18 protein-coding genes are annotated in these 19,353 nt (G+C 49.2%); 11 read left to right on the top strand and 7 right to left on the bottom strand.

Features of this window, described 5'->3' with window-relative positions; all coding sequences use genetic code 11:
* Positions 1-6: 6 nt before the first annotated feature.
* From ACLJNW_RS15500 to hypT, 6 genes are all read left to right on the top strand, one after another.
* Positions 7-1,278 carry a DUF445 domain-containing protein gene (locus ACLJNW_RS15500; protein WP_001033021.1) on the top strand — a complete coding sequence of 424 codons (1,272 nt, stop codon included), beginning with the start codon at positions 7-9 and terminating at the stop codon, positions 1,276-1,278.
* Positions 1,279-1,497: 219 nt separating this feature from the next.
* Positions 1,498-2,682 carry an MFS transporter gene (locus ACLJNW_RS15495; RefSeq protein ID WP_024154837.1) on the top strand — a complete coding sequence of 395 codons (1,185 nt, stop codon included), beginning with the start codon at positions 1,498-1,500 and terminating at the stop codon, positions 2,680-2,682.
* 871 nt (positions 2,683-3,553) lie between these two features.
* Complete coding sequence (locus ACLJNW_RS15490) at positions 3,554-4,225, top strand: nucleoside recognition domain-containing protein (protein ID WP_000068757.1); 672 nt, start codon at positions 3,554-3,556, stop codon at positions 4,223-4,225.
* Entirely contained in the window at positions 4,222-4,683 is a 462-nt protein-coding gene (locus ACLJNW_RS15485; protein ID WP_000211979.1) for a YjiG family protein, read from the top strand. The genes ACLJNW_RS15490 and ACLJNW_RS15485 overlap by 4 nt, the downstream gene beginning before the upstream one ends.
* A gap of 12 nt (positions 4,684-4,695) precedes the next feature.
* The gene (iadA, locus tag ACLJNW_RS15480) at positions 4,696-5,868 is read left to right on the top strand and encodes a beta-aspartyl-peptidase (RefSeq protein ID WP_001113064.1); all 1,173 of its coding nucleotides are present in this window, start codon (positions 4,696-4,698) and stop codon (positions 5,866-5,868) included.
* Positions 5,869-5,986: 118 nt separating this feature from the next.
* Positions 5,987-6,895, top strand: coding sequence for a hypochlorite stress DNA-binding transcriptional regulator HypT (hypT, locus tag ACLJNW_RS15475; protein ID WP_000383509.1), 909 nt, complete (start codon positions 5,987-5,989; stop codon positions 6,893-6,895).
* 5 nt (positions 6,896-6,900) lie between these two features.
* Here the strand turns inward: hypT and ACLJNW_RS15470 are convergent, their stop codons facing one another.
* Together ACLJNW_RS15470 and ACLJNW_RS15465 are read right to left on the bottom strand one after the other, a co-directional pair.
* Positions 6,901-7,635: an aspartate/glutamate racemase family protein gene (locus ACLJNW_RS15470; protein ID WP_023204858.1), complete on the bottom strand. Its 735-nt coding sequence runs from the start codon at positions 7,633-7,635 to the stop codon at positions 6,901-6,903.
* Between the two features lie 238 nt (positions 7,636-7,873).
* Positions 7,874-8,404 carry an Hcp family type VI secretion system effector gene (locus ACLJNW_RS15465; protein WP_000907671.1) on the bottom strand — a complete coding sequence of 177 codons (531 nt, stop codon included), beginning with the start codon at positions 8,402-8,404 and terminating at the stop codon, positions 7,874-7,876.
* A 717-nt stretch (positions 8,405-9,121) separates the two neighbouring features.
* Between ACLJNW_RS15465 and trpS the strand changes: the two genes are divergently transcribed.
* Complete coding sequence (gene trpS, locus ACLJNW_RS15460) at positions 9,122-10,135, top strand: tryptophan--tRNA ligase (protein WP_023204857.1); 1,014 nt, start codon at positions 9,122-9,124, stop codon at positions 10,133-10,135.
* Here the strand turns inward: trpS and uxuR are convergent, their stop codons facing one another.
* Positions 10,136-10,909 carry a Uxu operon transcriptional regulator gene (gene uxuR / locus ACLJNW_RS15455; protein ID WP_000841654.1) on the bottom strand — a complete coding sequence of 258 codons (774 nt, stop codon included), beginning with the start codon at positions 10,907-10,909 and terminating at the stop codon, positions 10,136-10,138.
* A gap of 349 nt (positions 10,910-11,258) precedes the next feature.
* On the opposite strand from uxuR, the gene ACLJNW_RS15450 reads away from it, so the two are divergent.
* Complete coding sequence (locus tag ACLJNW_RS15450; protein ID WP_023204856.1) at positions 11,259-11,924, top strand: dienelactone hydrolase family protein; 666 nt, start codon at positions 11,259-11,261, stop codon at positions 11,922-11,924.
* A 16-nt stretch (positions 11,925-11,940) separates the two neighbouring features.
* On the opposite strand, the gene ACLJNW_RS15445 is transcribed toward ACLJNW_RS15450, so the two are convergent.
* The 4 genes from ACLJNW_RS15445 to ACLJNW_RS15430 all read right to left on the bottom strand — a co-directional run bounded on the left by ACLJNW_RS15445 (position 11,941) and on the right by ACLJNW_RS15430 (position 15,649).
* Positions 11,941-12,402, bottom strand: coding sequence for a DUF302 domain-containing protein (locus tag ACLJNW_RS15445; RefSeq protein ID WP_001654330.1), 462 nt, complete (start codon positions 12,400-12,402; stop codon positions 11,941-11,943).
* A 204-nt stretch (positions 12,403-12,606) separates the two neighbouring features.
* On the bottom strand, positions 12,607-13,518 hold the full coding sequence (locus ACLJNW_RS15440; RefSeq protein WP_023204855.1) for an STM4504/CBY_0614 family protein: 912 nt from the start codon (positions 13,516-13,518) through the stop codon (positions 12,607-12,609).
* A 275-nt stretch (positions 13,519-13,793) separates the two neighbouring features.
* Positions 13,794-14,789, bottom strand: coding sequence for a membrane protein (locus tag ACLJNW_RS15435; RefSeq protein WP_024154836.1), 996 nt, complete (start codon positions 14,787-14,789; stop codon positions 13,794-13,796).
* Between the two features lie 251 nt (positions 14,790-15,040).
* The gene (locus tag ACLJNW_RS15430; RefSeq protein WP_000864865.1) at positions 15,041-15,649 is read right to left on the bottom strand and encodes a DUF1062 domain-containing protein; all 609 of its coding nucleotides are present in this window, start codon (positions 15,647-15,649) and stop codon (positions 15,041-15,043) included.
* A gap of 487 nt (positions 15,650-16,136) precedes the next feature.
* On the opposite strand from ACLJNW_RS15430, the gene ACLJNW_RS15425 reads away from it, so the two are divergent.
* The 3 genes from ACLJNW_RS15425 to ACLJNW_RS15415 all read left to right on the top strand — a co-directional run bounded on the left by ACLJNW_RS15425 (position 16,137) and on the right by ACLJNW_RS15415 (position 19,306).
* Positions 16,137-16,394: a YjhX family toxin gene (locus tag ACLJNW_RS15425; RefSeq protein ID WP_001054380.1), complete on the top strand. Its 258-nt coding sequence runs from the start codon at positions 16,137-16,139 to the stop codon at positions 16,392-16,394.
* A gap of 4 nt (positions 16,395-16,398) precedes the next feature.
* Positions 16,399-18,030, top strand: a complete 1,632-nt coding sequence (locus ACLJNW_RS15420) for a class I SAM-dependent methyltransferase (protein ID WP_077910388.1) — start codon at positions 16,399-16,401, stop codon at positions 18,028-18,030.
* 559 nt (positions 18,031-18,589) lie between these two features.
* Entirely contained in the window at positions 18,590-19,306 is a 717-nt protein-coding gene (locus ACLJNW_RS15415; protein ID WP_024154835.1) for a YebC/PmpR family DNA-binding transcriptional regulator, read from the top strand.
* Positions 19,307-19,353: the final 47 nt, after the last annotated feature.

Genomic DNA, 19,353 nt, shown 5'->3' with positions numbered 1-19,353 from the left:
AACCCTATGAATAAAATCGCCGAACTCAAACGCGCCAAACGCCTGGCGCTCTCACTGTTGCTGATAGCCGCCGCGACGTTTGTGACCACGCTTTTCCTGCCGCCCAGTTTTTGGGTGCTGGGCGCAAAAGCTATTGCCGAAGCGGCGATGGTTGGCGCGCTGGCGGACTGGTTTGCCGTGGTGGCGCTGTTTCGCCGCATTCCCATTCCGTTTATTTCACGACATACGGCGATTATTCCCCGTAATAAAGACCGAATCGGCGAAAATCTTGGGCAATTTGTGCAGGAGAAGTTCCTTGATACGCAGTCGCTGATCGCGCTAATCCGCCGCCATGAACCCGCGCTGCTTATCGGAAACTGGTTCAGCCAGCCGGACAACGCCAGCCGGGTCGGGCAGCATCTGCTGCAAATTATGAGCGGCTTTCTGGAACTAACCGATGACGCCCGTATTCAGCGGCTGCTCAAGCGAGCGGTACATAAGGCGATTGATAAAGTGGATCTTTCCGGCACCAGCGCCCTGATGCTGGAAAGCATGACCAAAAACGATCGTCACCAGGTGTTACTCGATACGCTGATCGCCCAGCTTATCGCCCTGTTACAGCGTGACAGCTCCCGAACATTTATCGCCAGACAGATCATACGCTGGCTGGAGACCGAACATCCGTTAAAAGCGAAGATTCTGCCGACCGAATGGCTGGGAGAACACAGCGCTGAACTGGTCTCCGACGCGGTAAATTCTCTGCTGGATGATATCAGTCACGACCGCGCGCATCAGATTCGTCATGCCTTCGATCGTGCGACGTATAAGCTGATCGATAAACTTAAACATGATCCGGAAATGGCTGCCCGGGCAGAAAACATTAAAAGTTACCTGAAGGAAGATGAGGCGTTTAACCGTTATCTCGGCGAGATCTGGGCGGATCTACGCCAGTGGTTAAAAACAGATATCAACGCCGAAGACTCAAAGGTGAAGCAGCGCATCGCTCATGCCGGACAATGGTTTGGCGAGACGCTGATCGCCGACGACGCATTACGCGCCTCGCTTAACGGTCATCTGGAACAGGCCGCGCACCGCGTCGCGCCGGAATTCGCCGCCTTCCTGACGCGCCACATCAGCGATACCGTAAAAGGCTGGGATGCGCGCGATATGTCGCAGCAGATTGAGCTTAATATCGGTAAAGATTTGCAGTTTATCCGCGTGAACGGCACGCTGGTCGGCGGCGCTATTGGTCTGGTGTTATATTTACTGTCGCAAATACCGGCACTGCTCAGTATCTAAGAAGGGGAAGGCGCAATTCTCGTTCAGATTAACTGCCAAACCCCGCACGTGGGAGGCATTAATTTAATGCCATTTCCCACCGATGCCCCTCTTCTCAATCCGTTATTCGCCTGCGCTTCACTTTCTTTTCTTGCAAATTTGAAACATTAATTTTACTTTTTATTATCATTTACAACAACAATCCGGCATTACTGCCTTACTTTAGCAAAGAGAAAAACCATGGTTCATGCTCAGAGCGCTTCACCTCGCCATCCCATTTTTACGGCGCTTTTCGGTATGATGGTATTGACGCTGGGGATGGGAGTTGGCCGCTTTCTGTATACGCCCATGCTGCCGGTAATGCTGGCGGAAAAGCAGCTAACGTTTAACCAACTCTCCTGGATTGCCAGCGCCAATTATGCAGGGTACCTGGCGGGAAGCTTACTGTTTTCCTTTGGCCTTTTTCATCTCCCCTCTCGTCTACGCCCCATGTTGCTGGCTTCGGCGGTCGCCACCGGTATTCTTATTCTGTCTATGGCGATATTTACTCAGCCCGCGGTCGTCATATTGGTGCGCTTCCTGGCAGGCGTCGCGAGTGCGGGAATGATGATTTTTGGATCAATGATTGTGTTGCATCATACCCGCCATCCGTTTGTGATCGCCGCGCTCTTTTCCGGCGTCGGGGCCGGGATTGCACTGGGCAACGAATATGTCATTGGCGGTTTACATTATGCGCTTTCGGCCCATTCGCTATGGCTGGGGGCTGGGGCGCTCGCCGGTATATTGCTATTAATCGTGGCAATATTGATTCCCCCCCGCGCTCATGCGCTGCCGCCTGCGCCCTTAGCAAGAATCGAAAATCAGCCTATGCCCTGGTGGCAACTGGCGCTGTTGTACGGTTTCGCCGGATTCGGCTACATCATTGTCGCTACCTATTTGCCGCTGATGGCGAAAAGCGCGGGCTCTCCGCTACTCACGGCGCACCTTTGGTCGTTGGTCGGCCTGGCGATCATTCCCGGCTGCTTCGGCTGGCTGTGGGCGGCAAAACATTGGGGCGTCCTGCCATGCCTGACCGCGAACCTGTTGATCCAGAGCGCCTGCGTGCTGCTGTCTCTCGCCAGCGACTCGTTGTTTCTGTTAATACTGAGCAGTATTGGTTTTGGCGCCACGTTTATGGGCACAACCTCGCTGGTGATGCCGCTTGCCCGACAACTCAGCGCGCCGGGTAATATTAATTTGTTAGGCCTGGTGACGCTAACGTATGGTATTGGACAAATTCTCGGTCCGCTCGCCGCCAGTCTGTCAGGCAATGGCGCGTCGGCAATTATCAACGCCACGCTTTGCGGCGCCGCGGCGCTCTTTTTTGCCGCGCTGATCAGCGCTGTGCAGCAGATAAAACAAAAACGGTTTGTGATACGTGAATAAGCGGTAGAGTAAACCCGCGCTATCCGCACCGGGTTGTATCTTTAACTCTATTCGCGGCGCAATGCGGATCTGTTTTTAATAGCACATCCTCAACACGTTATTTCAAGGTAAAGATGCCACTAAAAACTATACTTATTCTATGGTTTTTAGTGCTATCAATCTGCCTATTATTTTATATACCCTTCATACTTCAAGTGGCTTATGTGTTGGCTACGGATTACCCGGCACATCCATGGGCCTCGCCCTGACGGGCCGTTGCTCACCCCAGTTACATCGTTATCTATGCTCCTGGGGACTCACTCCCTTGCCGCCTTTAAGCAACTCGAATTATTTTGGCTATATATTCCATTATGATGATTATCGCTGCCTCTCAAATCATCACAATTATAAATAAATCACATCACGAAATTAATTCGATTATTCATTTTTTATTACCTGTCCGTAGGATTCTTAGGGCGCAAGCTGACCTATCAGCGGCTACTGACCTGACCGTGACAATTCCTCTTAAGGCGTGAAAAATTACAGTAAAAAAGTAAAATTTAGGTTAAAAAATCCTATTTTTTAACAACGATAATTAAGTGGCGTGAAATTGACTAACGTCAAATTTATTTCCCCTTTTTCCTGCTCCCGGCTCCGGCCTGCGCCAACACCTGTTTCTTTGCTTTTTTACCGCGCGTTATACCGTCCACGGTTCCCCGCGCCTCCGGCAGTAGCGAGGATGGTGATTTTTCGCGCTGCTATGCAAGAAACGCATAGCACGATACATACTTGCATTTTGTCCTTACCCTTATGGCTGATAAGGTCTTTCTGTTTCGGGCTTTTTGGCCTGTGGCTACAACCAACACATCATCAAAAAAATTCGGGGATCGCTATGGCGCAACAAGTGGACGGGGCGGCCATGCCGCTTGATACAGAAAAGGTCGGGATAAAGGGATACCTGGCGTTTTTTCTCACCATCATTTTCTTTTCCGGCGTATTTTCCGGAAGCGAAGGCTGGTGGCGCGTTTTTGATTTTACCGTACTCAACGGGTCATTCGGTCATGTGACCAGTACGCAGACCTTTCGCGGCGCGGGCGGAACGGGCGCGAAAGATGGCTTCCTTTTTGCGCTGGAGCTGGCACCGTCGGTTATCCTTTCTCTGGGTATCATCGCGATTACGGATGGACTGGGCGGTCTGCGGGCGGCGCAGCAATTGATGACGCCTATCCTGAAACCATTGCTTGGCATTCCCGGCATTTGCTCACTGGCGCTGATCGCCAACCTGCAAAATACCGACGCCGCGGCGGGTATGACTAAAGAGCTGGCGCAGGAAGGTGAAATCACCGAACGCGATAAAGTGATTTTTGCCGCCTGGCAGACCAGCGGCAGCGCTATTATCACCAACTATTTCTCCTCCGGCGTTGCGGTATTCGCCTTTCTGGGGACGTCAGTCATCATTCCGCTGGTGGTCATTCTGCTATTCAAATTTATCGGCGCAAACCTTTTGCGCGTCTGGATTAACATCGAAGAACGCCGTCACCCTGCGCAAGGAGCCCAATCATGACGACTCAGGTACGTAAGAATGTCATGGATATGTTTATCGATGGCGCACGCCGCGGTTTTACCATCGCCACGACCAACCTGTTACCCAATGTGGTCATGGCATTTGTCATTATTCAGGCGCTGAAAATTACCGGTCTGCTCGACTGGGTAGGCCATATCTGCCAGCCCGTGATGGCGTTGTGGGGGCTTCCCGGCGAAGCGGCTACGGTGCTTCTGGCTTCGCTGATGAGTATGGGCGGCGCCGTTGGCGTGGCGGCCAGTCTGGCTACCGCCGGCGCGCTAAGCGGCCACGATGTTACCGTACTACTGCCAGCCATTTACCTGATGGGAAACCCGGTACAGAATGTCGGCCGCTGTCTCGGTACTGCCGAAGTCAACGCCAAATATTACCCGCATATTATCGCAGTCTGCGCCATCAATGCGCTGCTGTCGATCTGGGTCATGCAGCTTATTGTTTAATAAGGAGTTATCATGCCTGATTTATCCGCCGCGGAGTTTACCTTATTACAGGGTGCGCACCTGTTTGCGCCAGAAGACCGGGGCATCTGCGATGTTCTACTCGCGAATGGCAAAATTATTGCCGTCGGCGCTGACATCCCCGGCGATATCGTACCGGACTGTACGGTGATTAATCTTAGCGGCCGTATGCTGTGCCCGGGCTTTATCGACCAACACGTTCATCTGATCGGCGGCGGCGGCGAAGCGGGGCCGACGACGCGGACGCCGGAAGTCTCTCTGAGCCGCCTGACGGAAGCCGGGATAACAACGGTCGTCGGCCTGCTTGGCACCGACTCCGTCAGCCGTCATCCCGCGTCGCTGTTAGCCAAAACGCGAGCGCTAAATGAGGAGGGGATCACCGCCTGGATGCTCACGGGCGCTTATCACGTTCCGTCGCCGACCATTACTGGCTCGGTAGAAAAAGACGTCGCGCTGATCGACCGCGTCATTGGCGTGAAATGCGCAGTCTCCGACCACCGTTCCGCCGCGCCCGGCGGGAATCAACTCGCCAGCATGGCCGCTGAATCACGCGTTGGCGGCCTGCTGGGCGGTAAACCCGGTGTCAGCGTTTTTCATATGGGCAGCAGCAAAAAAGGGTTACAGCCGCTGTATGACATCCTGGAAAACAGCGACGTGCCGATCGGTAAACTGCTGCCTACCCACGTCAACCGTAGCGAATCGCTTTTCGAGCAGGCGCTGGCGTTTGCGCTTAAAGGCGGCGTGATCGACATTACCACCAGTATCCCGGATCCCGTCGCGCCGGCGGAGGGCATTGCCAGAGCGGTAAAAGCCGGCGTCCCGCTTTCCCGGGTGACGCTCAGTTCAGACGGCAACGGCAGCCAGCCGCTATTTGACGCTGCCGGAAATCTGACGGGCATCGGCGTCGCGGGCTTCGAAAGTTTGCTGGAGACGTTGCAGACGCTGGTTAACCACTACGGATTCAGCCTGACCGATGCTCTGCGTCCGCTGACGACCAGCGTAGCCGCCTTCCTCAGTCTGGACGGCAAAGGCGAAATCCGTCCCGGTAACGATGCGGATCTGCTCGTCTTTAGCGCAGATTTACGCATTGAGCAGGTGTATGCGCGCGGCAAACGCATGGTCAATGAGGGGAAAGCCTGCGTAAAAGGTACCTTTGAACCGGCGTAATTCCCGCTAGTTTCAGACTGCCCCATCACGGCATTCTGAAAGAGGACGGGATAAGCGGTTGTCAGCCGCCCGAATGGACGTAGAATGCCCCTTCGGACGGCTGACAGGATAACGGTAAATGGATGTAACTGGAGCAGGTTTGCACAATATTGAGACAAAATGGCTATATGATTTTCTGACGCTGGAAAAGTGCCGCAATTTCTCTCAGGCCGCCATTATCCGCAACGTATCGCAACCCGCTTTTAGCCGGCGGATTCGCGCCCTGGAACATGCCGTGGGCGTTGAACTGTTTAACCGACAGGTCTCGCCGCTACAGCTTTCCGAACAGGGTAAAATCTTTCACTCTCAGGTTCGCCACCTGTTACAGCAGCTGGAAAGCAATCTGACCGAACTGCGCGGCGGCAGCGATTATACGCTGCGTAAAATCAAGATTGCCGCCGCCCACTCGCTCTCCCTCGGCCTGTTGCCGACCATCGTTAAGCAGATGCCGACGCAGTTTACCTACGCCGTTGAGGCGATAGATGTCGACCAGGCGGTGGATATGTTACGTGAGGGGCAAAGCGATTTTATCTTTTCCTATCACGATGAAAACCTGCAACAAGCGCCGTTTGATAATATCCGCCTGTTTGAGTCGAGACTGTTTCCGGTTTGCGCCAACAATGGCCGGGGCGAGCCGCGCTATACGCTTGAGCAGCCGCACTTTCCCCTGCTTAATTACAGTCAGAACTCCTATATGGGCCGGCTGATAAATCGTACCCTGACTCGCCATGCTGAACTGAGTTTCAGTACATTTTTCGTCTCTTCGATGAGTGAATTGTTAAAACAGGTTGCGATGGACGGCTGCGGAATCGCCTGGTTGCCCGAGTATGCTATCCGTCAGGAGATTACCGACGGGCGCCTGATAGTGCTTGATGCCGACGAACTGGTTATCCCGATCCAGGCTTATGCTTATCGCATGAATACCCGCATGAGTCAGGTAGCCGAAACATTTTGGCGCGACCTGCGTGGGCTTCAGGCCGCGCTGTAAACACCTCAGGCGGTAAGGCGTTGTTCCCCGGTCAAAGAGGCGCGGGTGTCTGGCCAGGACTCATACCAACGAATCGCCGCGCGCACCAGCGACGCTGTGGAATCAATCATCGGGCACGCTATCGCGCGTTCATGTCCGGCCACAATAAGCGGAATTTCGGTACACCCCATAATAATTGCCTGAGCGCCACGGGCAATAAGGCTATCGATTTGCGGCAGCAGCAGCGTTTGCGCCGCAGTTTTATCGCCACGTTTAAGCGTATAAATAGCCTGCATTACCAACGCCTGCCCCGCTTCTTCTGGCTGAATTAGCGTCAGCCCCCGCGCCAGCGCTTTCTTTTGATATAGCCCGGTCGCCAGCGTCGCATTGGTCGCCAGCAGACCAACGTACCGCGCCGATGGCGGAATATCCCCCAGGGTAGCGTCCAGGATGCTGATCATTCGCGCTTTCGCGACGTTCTGTAAATCATCAAACCAATAATGCGCAGTGTTGCATGGGATAACGATACACTCCGCCCCGGCGTCTTCCAGCATATGCAGATAACGCTCCAGATAACGGTATGGCGAAGGCCCGCCGGATAACAGACATGCTGTACGATCGGGAATATCAGGGATAGAGCTGACAATGAGCGGGATGTGTTGTTGATCACAACTGGCATGTCGCAATTCAACAAATTTTTCCAACATATCCGCCGTTGCCGCAGGTCCCATCCCCCCCAGTATCCCAATGGTGTGTTTCATCGCTTTTCCCGCTTATTTACGTCAAGGTCAGAAACACACTATCAACTTGATGTGTATATAAAAAATGCCGTTTTATTAGCGGCTATGCGTAAAAATCATAACGGGTGTAAGGGCCATGCGTTATCGCCTTTTTAGGCAATCGATTGGTTACATGAGCACTCATCGACCTTCGCAAGCCGCTAAATGCCATTTCGCTATACAGCATCGCCCACTGCGAGTCCGCAAGCTTGTTTTGTCCTCATCGCCACAGCGCCTGTCGGTGAAGAGGCCGCCGTGTTTTGCTTTTCGACGCTAATGCGGGAATATCCCAGCGAATATGGCTATAAACCAAATCCACGGTCTCCGTGGCGCTGCCTTCGGCGTCGCCATGATTGCTCATGCGTGAAATTCGCACATTGGTGAGCGTATAAATAATAAATGGCAGCATTGCGCCCTTATCACGACGGCATAATGTCAGCACGCCTTCTTTCACCGTTTTCCCGTTACAATAGTGCTCATAGAGGCCTGGTGTAGCAAGATCGACTGGCTTTGTCAGCGTCAACCCTCCAATATATGTCCCTCTCGCTTCGCCGGACTCCCGTTTTGTCGGGTTGTGGTTGTAAGCAATAAGTTTTATTTGGTTTTCAAAACCTTTGATCCGGCTTTCGCCTTCAATACCGTCCAGTTTTAAATAGATGGCGTCCATCCCCCCTCCGTGATTATCATGCGGCAAAGCAGGCTGACAAGGACGGAACGCCAACAATGAAAGAACGTTCCATTTTCCAGCCATTTCGTTGGTGTCTCTGTATACCAGATTAAATACCGACAATCTGCTATAACTGGATTCTTGCTAAATACCTTCTGCCATCAACAATCCATTTTACAATAGCGCTACTGACCTGAAATCTATTACGCCAGGCATTCAAGCATCGTTTCCTGAATAACCATAGCCGCTATAAGAACCATATCAAAAAAGAAATATCAATATCATTTCTTATTTTTATCCGAGAAATTACTTAATTACACCGAATCGGAATATAGACAATTCTTATTCCTTTTCACATCAATGGGTTTTTTAGACTTTTGTCATATCGAAAACAACCATTCCAATAGAACATATTTACTATGTGAATATATTTAATGTTTTTATCGCGCACAGTGTTATCACAGTAATAAATGATTTGCATCAAAAATGCGCCTTTCAGCGCCACGTATTTTTGGGCAGCAAATTATAAAATCGCGTTTCAAAGTCAGTAACATGTTCTCTGTTCAGGCGATATGACTTTATGCCCGGACGACACGCCAGCCGCTTTACCCTTACGTTTAGTCGTGATACGTTAGATCACATGAACACGAAACGATCCAACACTACGCAACGTCATCTCCGCTGGTGGCTGCCTTCCTGAAGGCGGCACGGATCACTATCCCTCTTTAAGTAGCCGCCGAAAGGCGGCTACTGTGTTTCGGGACGTCTTTCGGCTTTACAGTAAGCATAAAGGAGTCCTTAATGAACACCCTTCCTATCATTCTGACTGGCGATCGCCCCACCGGCTCGCTGCACCTCGGCCATTATGTCGGTTCACTGCGCCAGCGCATCGCGCTACAGCAGGATCACCAACAGTATGTCCTGATTGCCGACCTGCAGGGACTCACCGATAACGGCAGTAATCCGCAAAAAATCCGCGATAATATTCCGCAAGTGTTAGCTGACTATCTGGCCATCGGCATCGATCCTGCGCTAACGACGATCTGCCTGCAATCCGCGTTACCCGCCCTCGCCGAATTAACGGTGCTGTATATGAATATTGTTACCGTCGCCCGAGTGGAGCGTAATCCTACGGTAAAAAATGAGATTGCCCAAAAAGGCTTTACCCGTTCCCTGCCGGTCGGGTTCATGGCGTATCCCATTAGCCAGGCGGCAGATATCACCGCCTTTAAGGCCGAAATGGTACCGGTTGGCGACGACCAATTGCCCATGATTGAGCAAACGAATGAGATCGTTCATAAGATGAATAGTCTTTTCTCCTCGCCGGTATTGCGACCCTGTCAGGCGCTCCTGAGCGATACGGGCCGTCTGCCCGGCATTGACGGCAGCGCCAAGATGTCGAAATCGCTCGGCAATACCCTGCTTCTTTCCGCCAGCGAAGAGACCATCCACCGTGCGGTCAGCGCGATGTACACCGATCCCAACCATTTAAAAATTAGCGATCCGGGAAAAATAGAAGGTAACGTCGTCTTTACGTGGCTGGATGCGTTCCATCCGGATAAAGCCAAAGTCGCGGCGATGAAAGCACATTATCAACAAGGCGGATTAGGCGACCGTGTCTGTAAAAATGAGCTGGAGACCTGCCTGCAAGAACTGATCGCGCCCATACGCGAACGACGGGCAACCTTTATTGCAGATAAGGGAATGCTAATGGAATTACTGAAAAAAGGTAGCGAGCGGGCGCATGAGGTCACTCAAAAGACGCTACAGGAAGTAAAACGTGGACTGGGCCTGCCCACGCTATTCCAGGTATAATCAGGCATCAACGTTGTCCAGCGGCCATGACTCAAACAGATAGCCATCAAAGTAGATGTCATCAACATTGGAAAACTCCAGCAGACGCTGCTTCACGTTTTCCAGGTGCTGCCACATCGCCAGCTTCGCTGCGCGGGCGTCTTTCTTAATTAACGCCGCGAGGATCTGCTTATGATCGACCAGCCACTCCTTACGGTAAAGCGTATCGCCCAGATGGCTATGAAGCTGGAGCCACATCGGATTATTTTCACGCCATTGCCAGGACTGACGGAAGAGCTCGACCAACATACTGTTATGGGTCGCTTCGGCAATGGCCAGATGAAACTGCATATCGCCGCTTTCTGAGCCGCCCGGCGCGCTGGAGGCGAGCTCTCGCTCTTCCAGTTGTAACGCCTGGCGCATTTTAATGATGTCTTCGCGGGTGGCCTGCAGAGCGGCAAATTCAGCGATATTGCTTTCCAGCAACTGACGCGCCTGTAACAGTTCAAACGGCCCGGCGTCATTACAGTGATTGACGTCAGCGCCTTCCATCTCGTTATTATCCGCGCTGTCGAGCACGTAGATCCCGGCGCCGCGGCGGACTTCAACCAGACCTTTAATTTCCAGCATGATCAGCGCTTCACGCACGACGGTACGCGTCACATTGAGCCTCTCAGCGATCTCTCTTTCCGGCGGCAAGCGCTCCCCGGGGCGGTACGGCGTCTGCACAATCAGATCCCGTATCATTGCGCCCACTTCCTGGTAAGGTCTTTGCTGAGAAGTGTTTGATTTCATATTGGTCGTGCCCGTCCGATGCGATTTCCCGGTATCAGACTATAGCATTTGTAAAGGGGGATAGCACGCGTAGCACACCAAAAACGCGAAACTGGTCAACCAACAAAACAATAATGCGCCCCGTTTCGTTAGTGAAGCCAGATGAAAGGAAAGGCAGTAGACAATACACGACTGATGTTCCACCTTTAGCCCTGATGCCTGAATATGAACAGCATATTGGTTTACCAATATAAAATTTATCAACCAAAAATTACGCCATAAAATGTGTCTGTACATTGACAGGAACAATGCCTCTGACATAGCGTGATCGGCGAAAATCCAGCCGCTCTCTTTGTATCAAGAACGCGTTATGATAAAAGACACCGTGTTTTTCGCCCCAGGCGTATCCGGGGGAAGCAACGCCTCCAGTCTGGCGAGCCGCCATCGCCGGGCAGCGATTATTCTGCATGAAATTTATGGTATTAACGCTCATATCCAACGCGCAGGCCATGAATGGATGACGCGCGGATTCGACATCTATATTCCCGCGCTGTTTCCTCACCATACCCCCTTTCGCTATGAACAGCAGGAGGAGGCTTACCGTCACTTTTCAGCAAATGTCGGCTTTGATCCCGCCGTCGTTACCACATTACTCCACGAGCTCAGAACGCAGTATGAGACGTTAATCGTCGTAGGATATAGTGTCGGCGCAACGCTCGCATGGCTAAGTGCAGCCAGTGGGTTATGCGATGGCGTCATTTGCTATTACGGTTCCCGTATACGCCAGTACCTTCATCTTGCGCCTCTCTGTCCGACACTGGTTATTATCGCGCGTTATGAGCCGGCGTTTGATCCCCTCGCCATGCGACAGGCGCTGGAAAAGCGACCCCGGGTGCAGTGTAAAATGTACGATGCGCGGCACGGGTTCTGTGATGCTGATAGCGCCACCTTCGATGCCGCCTTGTCGCATCAGGTAATGGACGATGTGAGCGCATTTATTCGCGACATCACCCGTGCAAACACATCGCCCGATTGAAGCCAGATTTTCAGCTTTAGTGGAGACTTTTTTCAACGAGCTGTTCCAGTTTTTTCAAAGCCTGTATATCTGCGGCATCAAGACCATAACGTTGCAGCGTTTCAGCGGGATGATAACTGACTAACGTTCGCCCATCGGCTTGCTGGCTAATGAGCACCCGAAACGGTAAATCCAGCGCCAGTTCGGGATGCGCCAGCATGAGAGGCGTTCCGCCTTTAGGATTGCCAAAGACCAGAACCGTTGTCGGCGGCATTTTCAGGTTAACATTCTGTGCCGCTCTGGCATGATCAAATTCCCCAAATAACACCAGACCGTGATCGGCGACAGCGTGCATCAACCGCGCTCGGGTCTGCAAATAGTCATAAGCGCTGTAGGTTTTAACCATGGTTATCGCTCCATCCTCCGTTGCAAAGCCAGGCCTTATTAAGATTAACATCAGGGTTACCGCCAATAAAAAAGGCTTTAAAATAGTACTCATTCTTCTCTCTCCCTGACCCAATACCCATGAGTAAATGCGACACAGATGATATGCAGTTTAAAAATCAGTCATCGTACTGTACCCCTTATTGTTGCACTGAACAGCTCATCACTAAAAAAACAGACGGCAGAACAAAAAATTCCGACGTCTGAACAAATTTAAATAACGATGATCCAGTCTGACTGAGCGACAGCGCGATCATTATTATGGCGAGACACTATCTTCTTCAGCCCGCTGGGTAAGAAAAAATATACTCCGCTCAGTAAGATAATAAATACTACAGGCCAACTCTTCAGAGATACGGAGCATCATTGCGTAGTGATGATGCGATTTTTCTGGCGCCATCGGCAGAAATATTTCTGACTCCAGCACGTTACTTAAAAAATGAAATTTATGTGCATATTCAGCAGATATAATGCCTCTCGCCATCAGATTAGTCATTAAGGTATTTAAACTATCTTGTTCATGATATACGATACCTTTTCTCTCATGAATTCTGAGAAGAACGCTTCTGAAGACTGCATGACATTCCTTTACGACACAGGCAAAATCATTAAGCATCAGGCGATTATACGCTTCCATAAGATCATATTCGACAAAGCCATACTCTCCAGGAGAGTACAAATAATAACATATGTTTTTAAGCCGTTTTATTCTGCGCAACCTTACAATCCTACCATTTTCATAGCGATATTTTAAACTATGCTCATGAAATATATTATTTAATTCACTAATCGCCTTATCCGGTTCTAACCCAAGCGTAACTTCATAGGTCCGAAGGTAGGTATCTATATAGTTAAAAGCAAGCTCAATGGTATCAATATGCTTTCTTTTATCATCTGTTTTTAATAACAGATTACTCATTTCATCCAGATATGACGTTGAATGCGCATATAAGGTGAATAAGCCATACTCTTTGCGCAACGTTTTACATATTCTTCGATAAACTTCGTCAGAATGACTATTATGATAGCAGTATAATGTCATATCATAAAAAGAGGAGCAATTCCCTAACGTATTAATAATCAATAAGATTATTTGCTCGCGTATTTCTAACGGAATATCTTCATATAACAGATCGCTATGCCTTAGTGAGTATGGTCTAAAGGTGTGCATTCCTCCCCCTGTAACCGCAACAGAAAAAATTACGCTATGAATAGCGCCACATTACTCTAATTCAGTGGTTCAGGTATTAATATCAGCTCAACAGTGAGTCATTTTTTCTTATTTTTTAATGGTGTTGAGTGAATATTTACATTAAATATAAATGATAAGCAAAGTAAAGAGGCTTGCGTAATTATGACGCTACTGTCAAAGAGACCAGGGTCTTCGTATCGGATGAAACGTGAGATCCCATTAATGAATGGGATCTGTTTTATTATTACTTCCTGTCAACCCACTTTTTCAACTACAAAATTATCCTGACGAACAAAATCAATAAGCAGTTCTATAGTCCCTAACCCCCATTGATTCGATATAGCAATACGCTCACCGGACGGCAACTCAATCAACGCATCTTCTTGCATATGATATCTGTTTTTCCTTTTTTCAGGGATCTGCTCAACCAGTGCTACTGTTCTTTTCTGTAAGTCTTCACTCAATTTATTCTTGAGATCATCTATATTCGCAGGATTATGTTTATTAATCCAGTCAGTGAAAAGTTCAAGTGCAAGCTTCCGTTTATTGAAGGTTTTTCCTTTATATTTATATAAGGAATAATCCCTCTCCGACTTTTGACTGCTAATAATTTGTTCCGTGCGTTTCTCTCTGAATCTGACCTGATATTCTTCCAGTTCAGGGACTGGTATTATTTGTTCAGCATTAATCAGCACTTCACCCTTAAAGTTGTAAGGCGTTAAGCGAACACAGCGAATATCGACACCTTTATCTCTTAGCCATATTGCGGTTGTCGTTAATTCTTTACTGAAATCCGCTGATGCCAGAACGATGCGAATATCTTTACCAAAATCAGCGAGTTCGTTTTCTTCTAACTCCACAAAATCCAGTAACTTCTCTTTTGCATTCTCATCGATCCCATGCTTCCAAAGATATGCCTGATAATATTCGCATGCTTTCGCAAAACTCATCGTTGAAATCATTGCCGCATACCTTAGCGCCTGCAGTTCCATATGCGCGCCGATTTCATCACGTTTCAGTTCAATGACAACCAAATTGGCCTGCTTGTCAATCGCTAATAAATCAATCCTCCGCCGACTATCCTCCCAATCAGAGAATTCTTCGGATATGACAAGGCAGCCCGGCGCGACAATATCAATATTCTTCTTGATAGCCTCCTGAAGATCATAGCGTTCCTGCAGCCTTTCGATGGTGAAAGATGTTTTTTCAAGGATAGTCAGTATTTTCTCAGAGATATTGTATAGCGCCACATTATATTCCTTTTGTTTACTCTACAGATAATTGTAGCCCATTGCCCTTTGTCATTCTGCTGGCTTGCGCAAAGAATCCATACAATATCATCACTGGTGCGAAAATCTGGATTATCCATGGCATTCAGTCTTCACTGAATGCCACAGACAAGGGTTATTCAACTAAAGCTCACCTGTCCCTTAACCCTTCTTTCATTCCGTTACTTCGTTGCCATACCAGCACACTTAAACGTAAGGTGAGCTTATTGTTTTTATCGACGGGTCAGAACAATCCTTCGCCGGTCATACAGTGTTTCAACTGAGAGCTGCAAATCATATTTTGCATTCTTCAGTTTTCGCGATTTAAGCATTTTCATCGTGACGCCACTTATTTGCCCTGTTTCAATCCGTCTCTTGATTTCGGCTGCGCTTAACAGGAGTTGCTTCTTCAAAATCGACAGCAGGCTGACCTGAAAAGAACGGGAAATCCTGACGCTAACACTGACCTGCTTGTGGGAGGCGATACTGACCAGCCACCGTTCCTGAATGTGAAAATCAGGCTGCCCCGATAATTCAGCATTGTTTCGCTTCAGGATCGCGTTGTCATAAGCAAAATATTGCACCGTGGCAGCATCATTCGCCATCAGTCGGCCATAAAGATCGCGGTTAATTTTGCTGACTGGCAGACGCGAGAACAGGGAGATATTCCAGGTGTAATCGCAGTGTGTGCATTTATAGATACTCCAGACATCGAGTACCTTCTTTTGCGAATTAACCCGAAATGCCCCAGAAGGCGTGAAGTCCCGTTTTACGCTGCATGAAGGGCAACGTTTCGCTATGCGCTGATACCCCACAGGAGTGACAGTCCATATGACTTTCATAACGTACCTTTTTTAACCCATACAAAACCGGATCCGAACTCAGCGGACCATAAATGTTTGTGTATGAAAAATATTTAAGTGATATTTTTCAGCGGGTTAAAAAAAGATTTCCAACGCTACAACCCTGTCAACGGCCAAAAGATACGTCGAGACTATCAAAGCGGTCATTATCGGGTATATGAGTTTAATCAATATTCATTATGGTAATTGCGGGAGCTATTCATCTGATACGCTAAACGTCATGAGCCTCCCTTTGAGATCACACTTTTCACTCCCGGTTATTCACTTACAGAAATCAGGTGTTATCATTCACGACGTAAATACCTTTCAACTCAACCCGAGGCTTTGATGCTGGAGAATGTCATCATCTGATAATCAGTTCCCCGACCTTTTCAGGCCGGACTGATTATCAATGCGCCGAAATCGAATGCGGACACCGCAGTGTGTTTGCACGTTTTGCCTATGATGATTACACAGGTTCTTCAGTATGAATTTATCCCGTCAGGAACAACGTACCTTACACGTTCTCGCCAAAGGCGGACGCATTACGCACATCCGCGATGCGTCAGGCCGCGTCACCGCCGTTGAGTGCTATAGCCGCGAAGGGCTGTTGCTCGCCGATTGCACGCTCGCTGTATTCAAAAAACTCAAAACCAAAAAGCTGATCAAATCCGTTAACGGTCAGCCCTACCGCATTAATACAACCGGACTGAACAACGTTCGCGCCCAGCCTGACAATCGCTAAGGAGATGATGATGGATATCAGCGCCGTTATTTTTGCAACGCATCGCATTCGGCTATTACCCGATGAAAGCAAAATCCCCTGGGACGAGCCAGCCTTCAGCCAACGCATGCTGGAAAATCATCTGTCGCAGGACCACGACTGGGCCAGCCGCCGGCTAACCGTGATTGAGCAACAGGTAACATGGATTACCCGTCAGTTACCCGCTGGCGCCCGCATTCTGGATCTCGGCTGTGGACCCGGTTTTTATACCCGCCTGTTAGCGGAGCGTGGGTTTCACTGCACAGGCGTAGATTTCTCTCCGGCATCCATCACATGGGCTCGCCAGCAGGCGCAAGCCGCAAACCTGAATATTGACTACATTCAGCAGGATATTCGTACATACCACCCCACGGAACCTTTTGATTTCATTATGATGACGTTTGGGGAACTGAATGTCTTTAGCGCTGCTGATGCGCAAAGCCTCATCAGTCATTGCGCTCAGTGGTTGAAACCGGATGGCAAACTGCTTGTTGAAGTGCATACCTTCGATGAAGTTAAATGCCAGGGCATGGCGCAGCCAGGCTGGCAGCGTTGTCCGCACGGCCTGTTTCTTGCCGAGCCTCATCTGCTGTTAACGGAAAATGCCTGGGATGAAGAGGCCCAAACCAGCTCAACGCAGTTCTGGGCGATAGCGGAAAACGGCTGTACCACCCGTTTCGGCAGTCAAATGAAGGCCTGGCGCGATGATGAATATATCAGCCTGCTTGGTGATGCTGGCTTCACTGTGTTGCAGCGCCCGGACAGTCATACCTGGCCGGTCGGCGAGACTTTTGCAGGCAAGCTGTTTGCGCTGCTGGCTGAAAAAGCCCCTCCCGCTGAGGGAATCGCCCTCAGTAAAAGGAATAACCCAATGGATATCCCACGTATTTTTACCATTAGCGAAAGCGAACACCGTATCCATAATCCGTTTACAGCGGAAAAGTACGCCACACTGGGCCATGCGTTACGCATGAAGCCAGGCACGCGGATTCTCGATCTCGGTAGCGGTTCGGGTGAGATGCTCTGCACCTGGGCTCGCGATTACGGTGTTACAGGTACTGGCATTGACATAAGCCCGCTCTTCACCACACAGGCAAAACAACGTGCAGAAGAGCTCGGCGTCAGTGAATATGTACATTTTATTCATAACGACGCGGCCGGTTATATCGACGAGGAAAAATATGACGTGGCGGCCTGCGTAGGCGCGACCTGGATTGCGGGCGGTGTCGCGGGGACAATAGATCTGCTGGCCAAAAGCCTCAAACCTGGCGGGATCATTCTCATCGGTGAACCGTACTGGCGTCAGATTCCCGCAACGGAAGAGATCGCCCACGCCTGTGGCGTCTCATCCGTCGCCGATTTTCGTCCCCTGCCCGAGCTGGTCGCCTTTTTCGACCAACTCGGCTATGACGTAGTGGAAATGGTGCTGGCGGACCCGCAAGGCTGGGACAGATATGAAGCCGCGAAGTGGATGACCATGCGCCGCTGGCTGGAGGAAAACCCTGACGATGAGTTTGCGCAAGAGGTTCGAACAGAACTGACGGTAGCCCCCAAACGTCACGTCACCTGGACGCGAGAATACTTTGGCTGGGGCGTATTTGCGTTAATCGCGCGATAACGTGAAGCAGGAGGTATAGCCTACAAGAGGTATACCTCCATTTAAAAGTGTGCAACAAATTAACACGGCTCAAGGCGGGAATATATCGTCTTAGAGACTATCCCACCAGGCGTTATTGGCGCAGCCAGTTTGGACACGGACAGCGCACAAAAACCGGAGCGTACACGTAGTACGTGAGGATTTTGAGCACTGCCCAGGTCCAAAATGGCAAGTAAAATAGCCCTAATGGGATAGGCTCTTAATTTCGCCATTAAGTTTCTGCCACAATATGTCGCAAGACGTGCAAGCGTTCCACCTCACCTGATGAGCGACACCACCATCAATAAGACGTTATTGCTGCGATTCAATTATTAAAAATAAAAAAAGAACCAGAAGAAAATTAAAAAATGGCTTACCCACCATATTAGCCATTGTTAAAATCAAAGTAACCCCCCGTAAAAGCTGGATGTTTTTATTTCTCATAGACGAGAATTTATATATTATGATATAATACGGCAGAAAAACATGCAGGTTATTAACCTGCCATTAATGTAAATAATTTTTTGAGGAGATGTTTCCAGTGGGACGTAAATGGGCAAATATTGTTGCTAAAAAAACGGCTAAAGACGGTGCAACATCCAAAGTATATGCAAAATTTGGTGTAGAAATCTATGCTGCGGCTAAACAAGGTGAACCAGACCCGGAATCAAACTCAGCTTTAAAATTCGTTATTGAACGTGCGAAACAAGCACAGGTTCCAAAACATGTTATTGATAAAGCCATTGATAAAGCCAAAGGTGGCGGAGATGAAACGTTCGTGCAAGGGCGTTATGAAGGCTTTGGACCCAATGGTTCAATGGTTATCGCTGAAACGTTGACGTCTAATGTTAACCGTACGATTGCTAATATCCGCACAATTTTTAATAAAAAAGGCGGGAATATCGGAGCGGCAGGTGCTGTCAGCTATATGTTTGACAATACTGGAGTGATTGTATTTAAAGGAACAGACCCTGACCATATTTTTGAAATTTTGCTTGATGCTGAAGTTGATGTTCGTGATGTAACCGAAGAAAAAGGAAACATCGTTATTTATACTGAAGCTACAGACCTGCATAAAGGAATCGCAGCTCTAAAAGCATCTGGAATTACTGAATTTTCAACAACAGAATTAGAAATGATTGCTCAATCAGAAGTTGAACTTTCACCAGAAGATTTAGAAATCTTTGAAGGACTTGTTGATGCCCTTGAAGATGATGATGATGTGCAAAAAGTATATCATAACGTTGCAAACCTCTAATTATAAATTAAACAAATCTGTCTCTATGGCAGATTTGTTTAATTTAT

This window comes from Salmonella sp. SAL4457 (genome assembly GCF_046548235.1).
Taxonomy (GTDB): domain Bacteria; phylum Pseudomonadota; class Gammaproteobacteria; order Enterobacterales; family Enterobacteriaceae; genus Salmonella; species Salmonella enterica.
Note: the sequence above shows the minus strand (reverse complement) of the source record. Positions and strands in the feature narration are given on the sequence as shown.

What these genes read in the sequence shown, in the direction of transcription:
- ACLJNW_RS15500 (WP_001033021.1), top strand. Translation starts at nt 7, where the DNA reads ATGAATAAAATCGCCGAACTCAAACGCGCCAAACGCCTGGCGCTCTCA.
- ACLJNW_RS15495 (WP_024154837.1), top strand. Translation starts at nt 1,498, where the DNA reads ATGGTTCATGCTCAGAGCGCTTCACCTCGCCATCCCATTTTTACGGCG.
- ACLJNW_RS15490 (WP_000068757.1), top strand. Translation starts at nt 3,554, where the DNA reads ATGGCGCAACAAGTGGACGGGGCGGCCATGCCGCTTGATACAGAAAAG.
- ACLJNW_RS15485 (WP_000211979.1), top strand. Translation starts at nt 4,222, where the DNA reads ATGACGACTCAGGTACGTAAGAATGTCATGGATATGTTTATCGATGGC.
- iadA (WP_001113064.1), top strand. Translation starts at nt 4,696, where the DNA reads ATGCCTGATTTATCCGCCGCGGAGTTTACCTTATTACAGGGTGCGCAC.
- hypT (WP_000383509.1), top strand. Translation starts at nt 5,987, where the DNA reads ATGGATGTAACTGGAGCAGGTTTGCACAATATTGAGACAAAATGGCTA.
- ACLJNW_RS15470 (WP_023204858.1), bottom strand. Translation starts at nt 7,635, where the DNA reads ATGAAACACACCATTGGGATACTGGGGGGGATGGGACCTGCGGCAACG.
- ACLJNW_RS15465 (WP_000907671.1), bottom strand. Translation starts at nt 8,404, where the DNA reads ATGGCTGGAAAATGGAACGTTCTTTCATTGTTGGCGTTCCGTCCTTGT.
- trpS (WP_023204857.1), top strand. Translation starts at nt 9,122, where the DNA reads ATGAACACCCTTCCTATCATTCTGACTGGCGATCGCCCCACCGGCTCG.
- uxuR (WP_000841654.1), bottom strand. Translation starts at nt 10,909, where the DNA reads ATGAAATCAAACACTTCTCAGCAAAGACCTTACCAGGAAGTGGGCGCA.
- ACLJNW_RS15450 (WP_023204856.1), top strand. Translation starts at nt 11,259, where the DNA reads ATGATAAAAGACACCGTGTTTTTCGCCCCAGGCGTATCCGGGGGAAGC.
- ACLJNW_RS15445 (WP_001654330.1), bottom strand. Translation starts at nt 12,402, where the DNA reads ATGAGTACTATTTTAAAGCCTTTTTTATTGGCGGTAACCCTGATGTTA.
- ACLJNW_RS15440 (WP_023204855.1), bottom strand. Translation starts at nt 13,518, where the DNA reads ATGCACACCTTTAGACCATACTCACTAAGGCATAGCGATCTGTTATAT.
- ACLJNW_RS15430 (WP_000864865.1), bottom strand. Translation starts at nt 15,649, where the DNA reads ATGAAAGTCATATGGACTGTCACTCCTGTGGGGTATCAGCGCATAGCG.
- ACLJNW_RS15425 (WP_001054380.1), top strand. Translation starts at nt 16,137, where the DNA reads ATGAATTTATCCCGTCAGGAACAACGTACCTTACACGTTCTCGCCAAA.
- ACLJNW_RS15420 (WP_077910388.1), top strand. Translation starts at nt 16,399, where the DNA reads ATGATGATGGATATCAGCGCCGTTATTTTTGCAACGCATCGCATTCGG.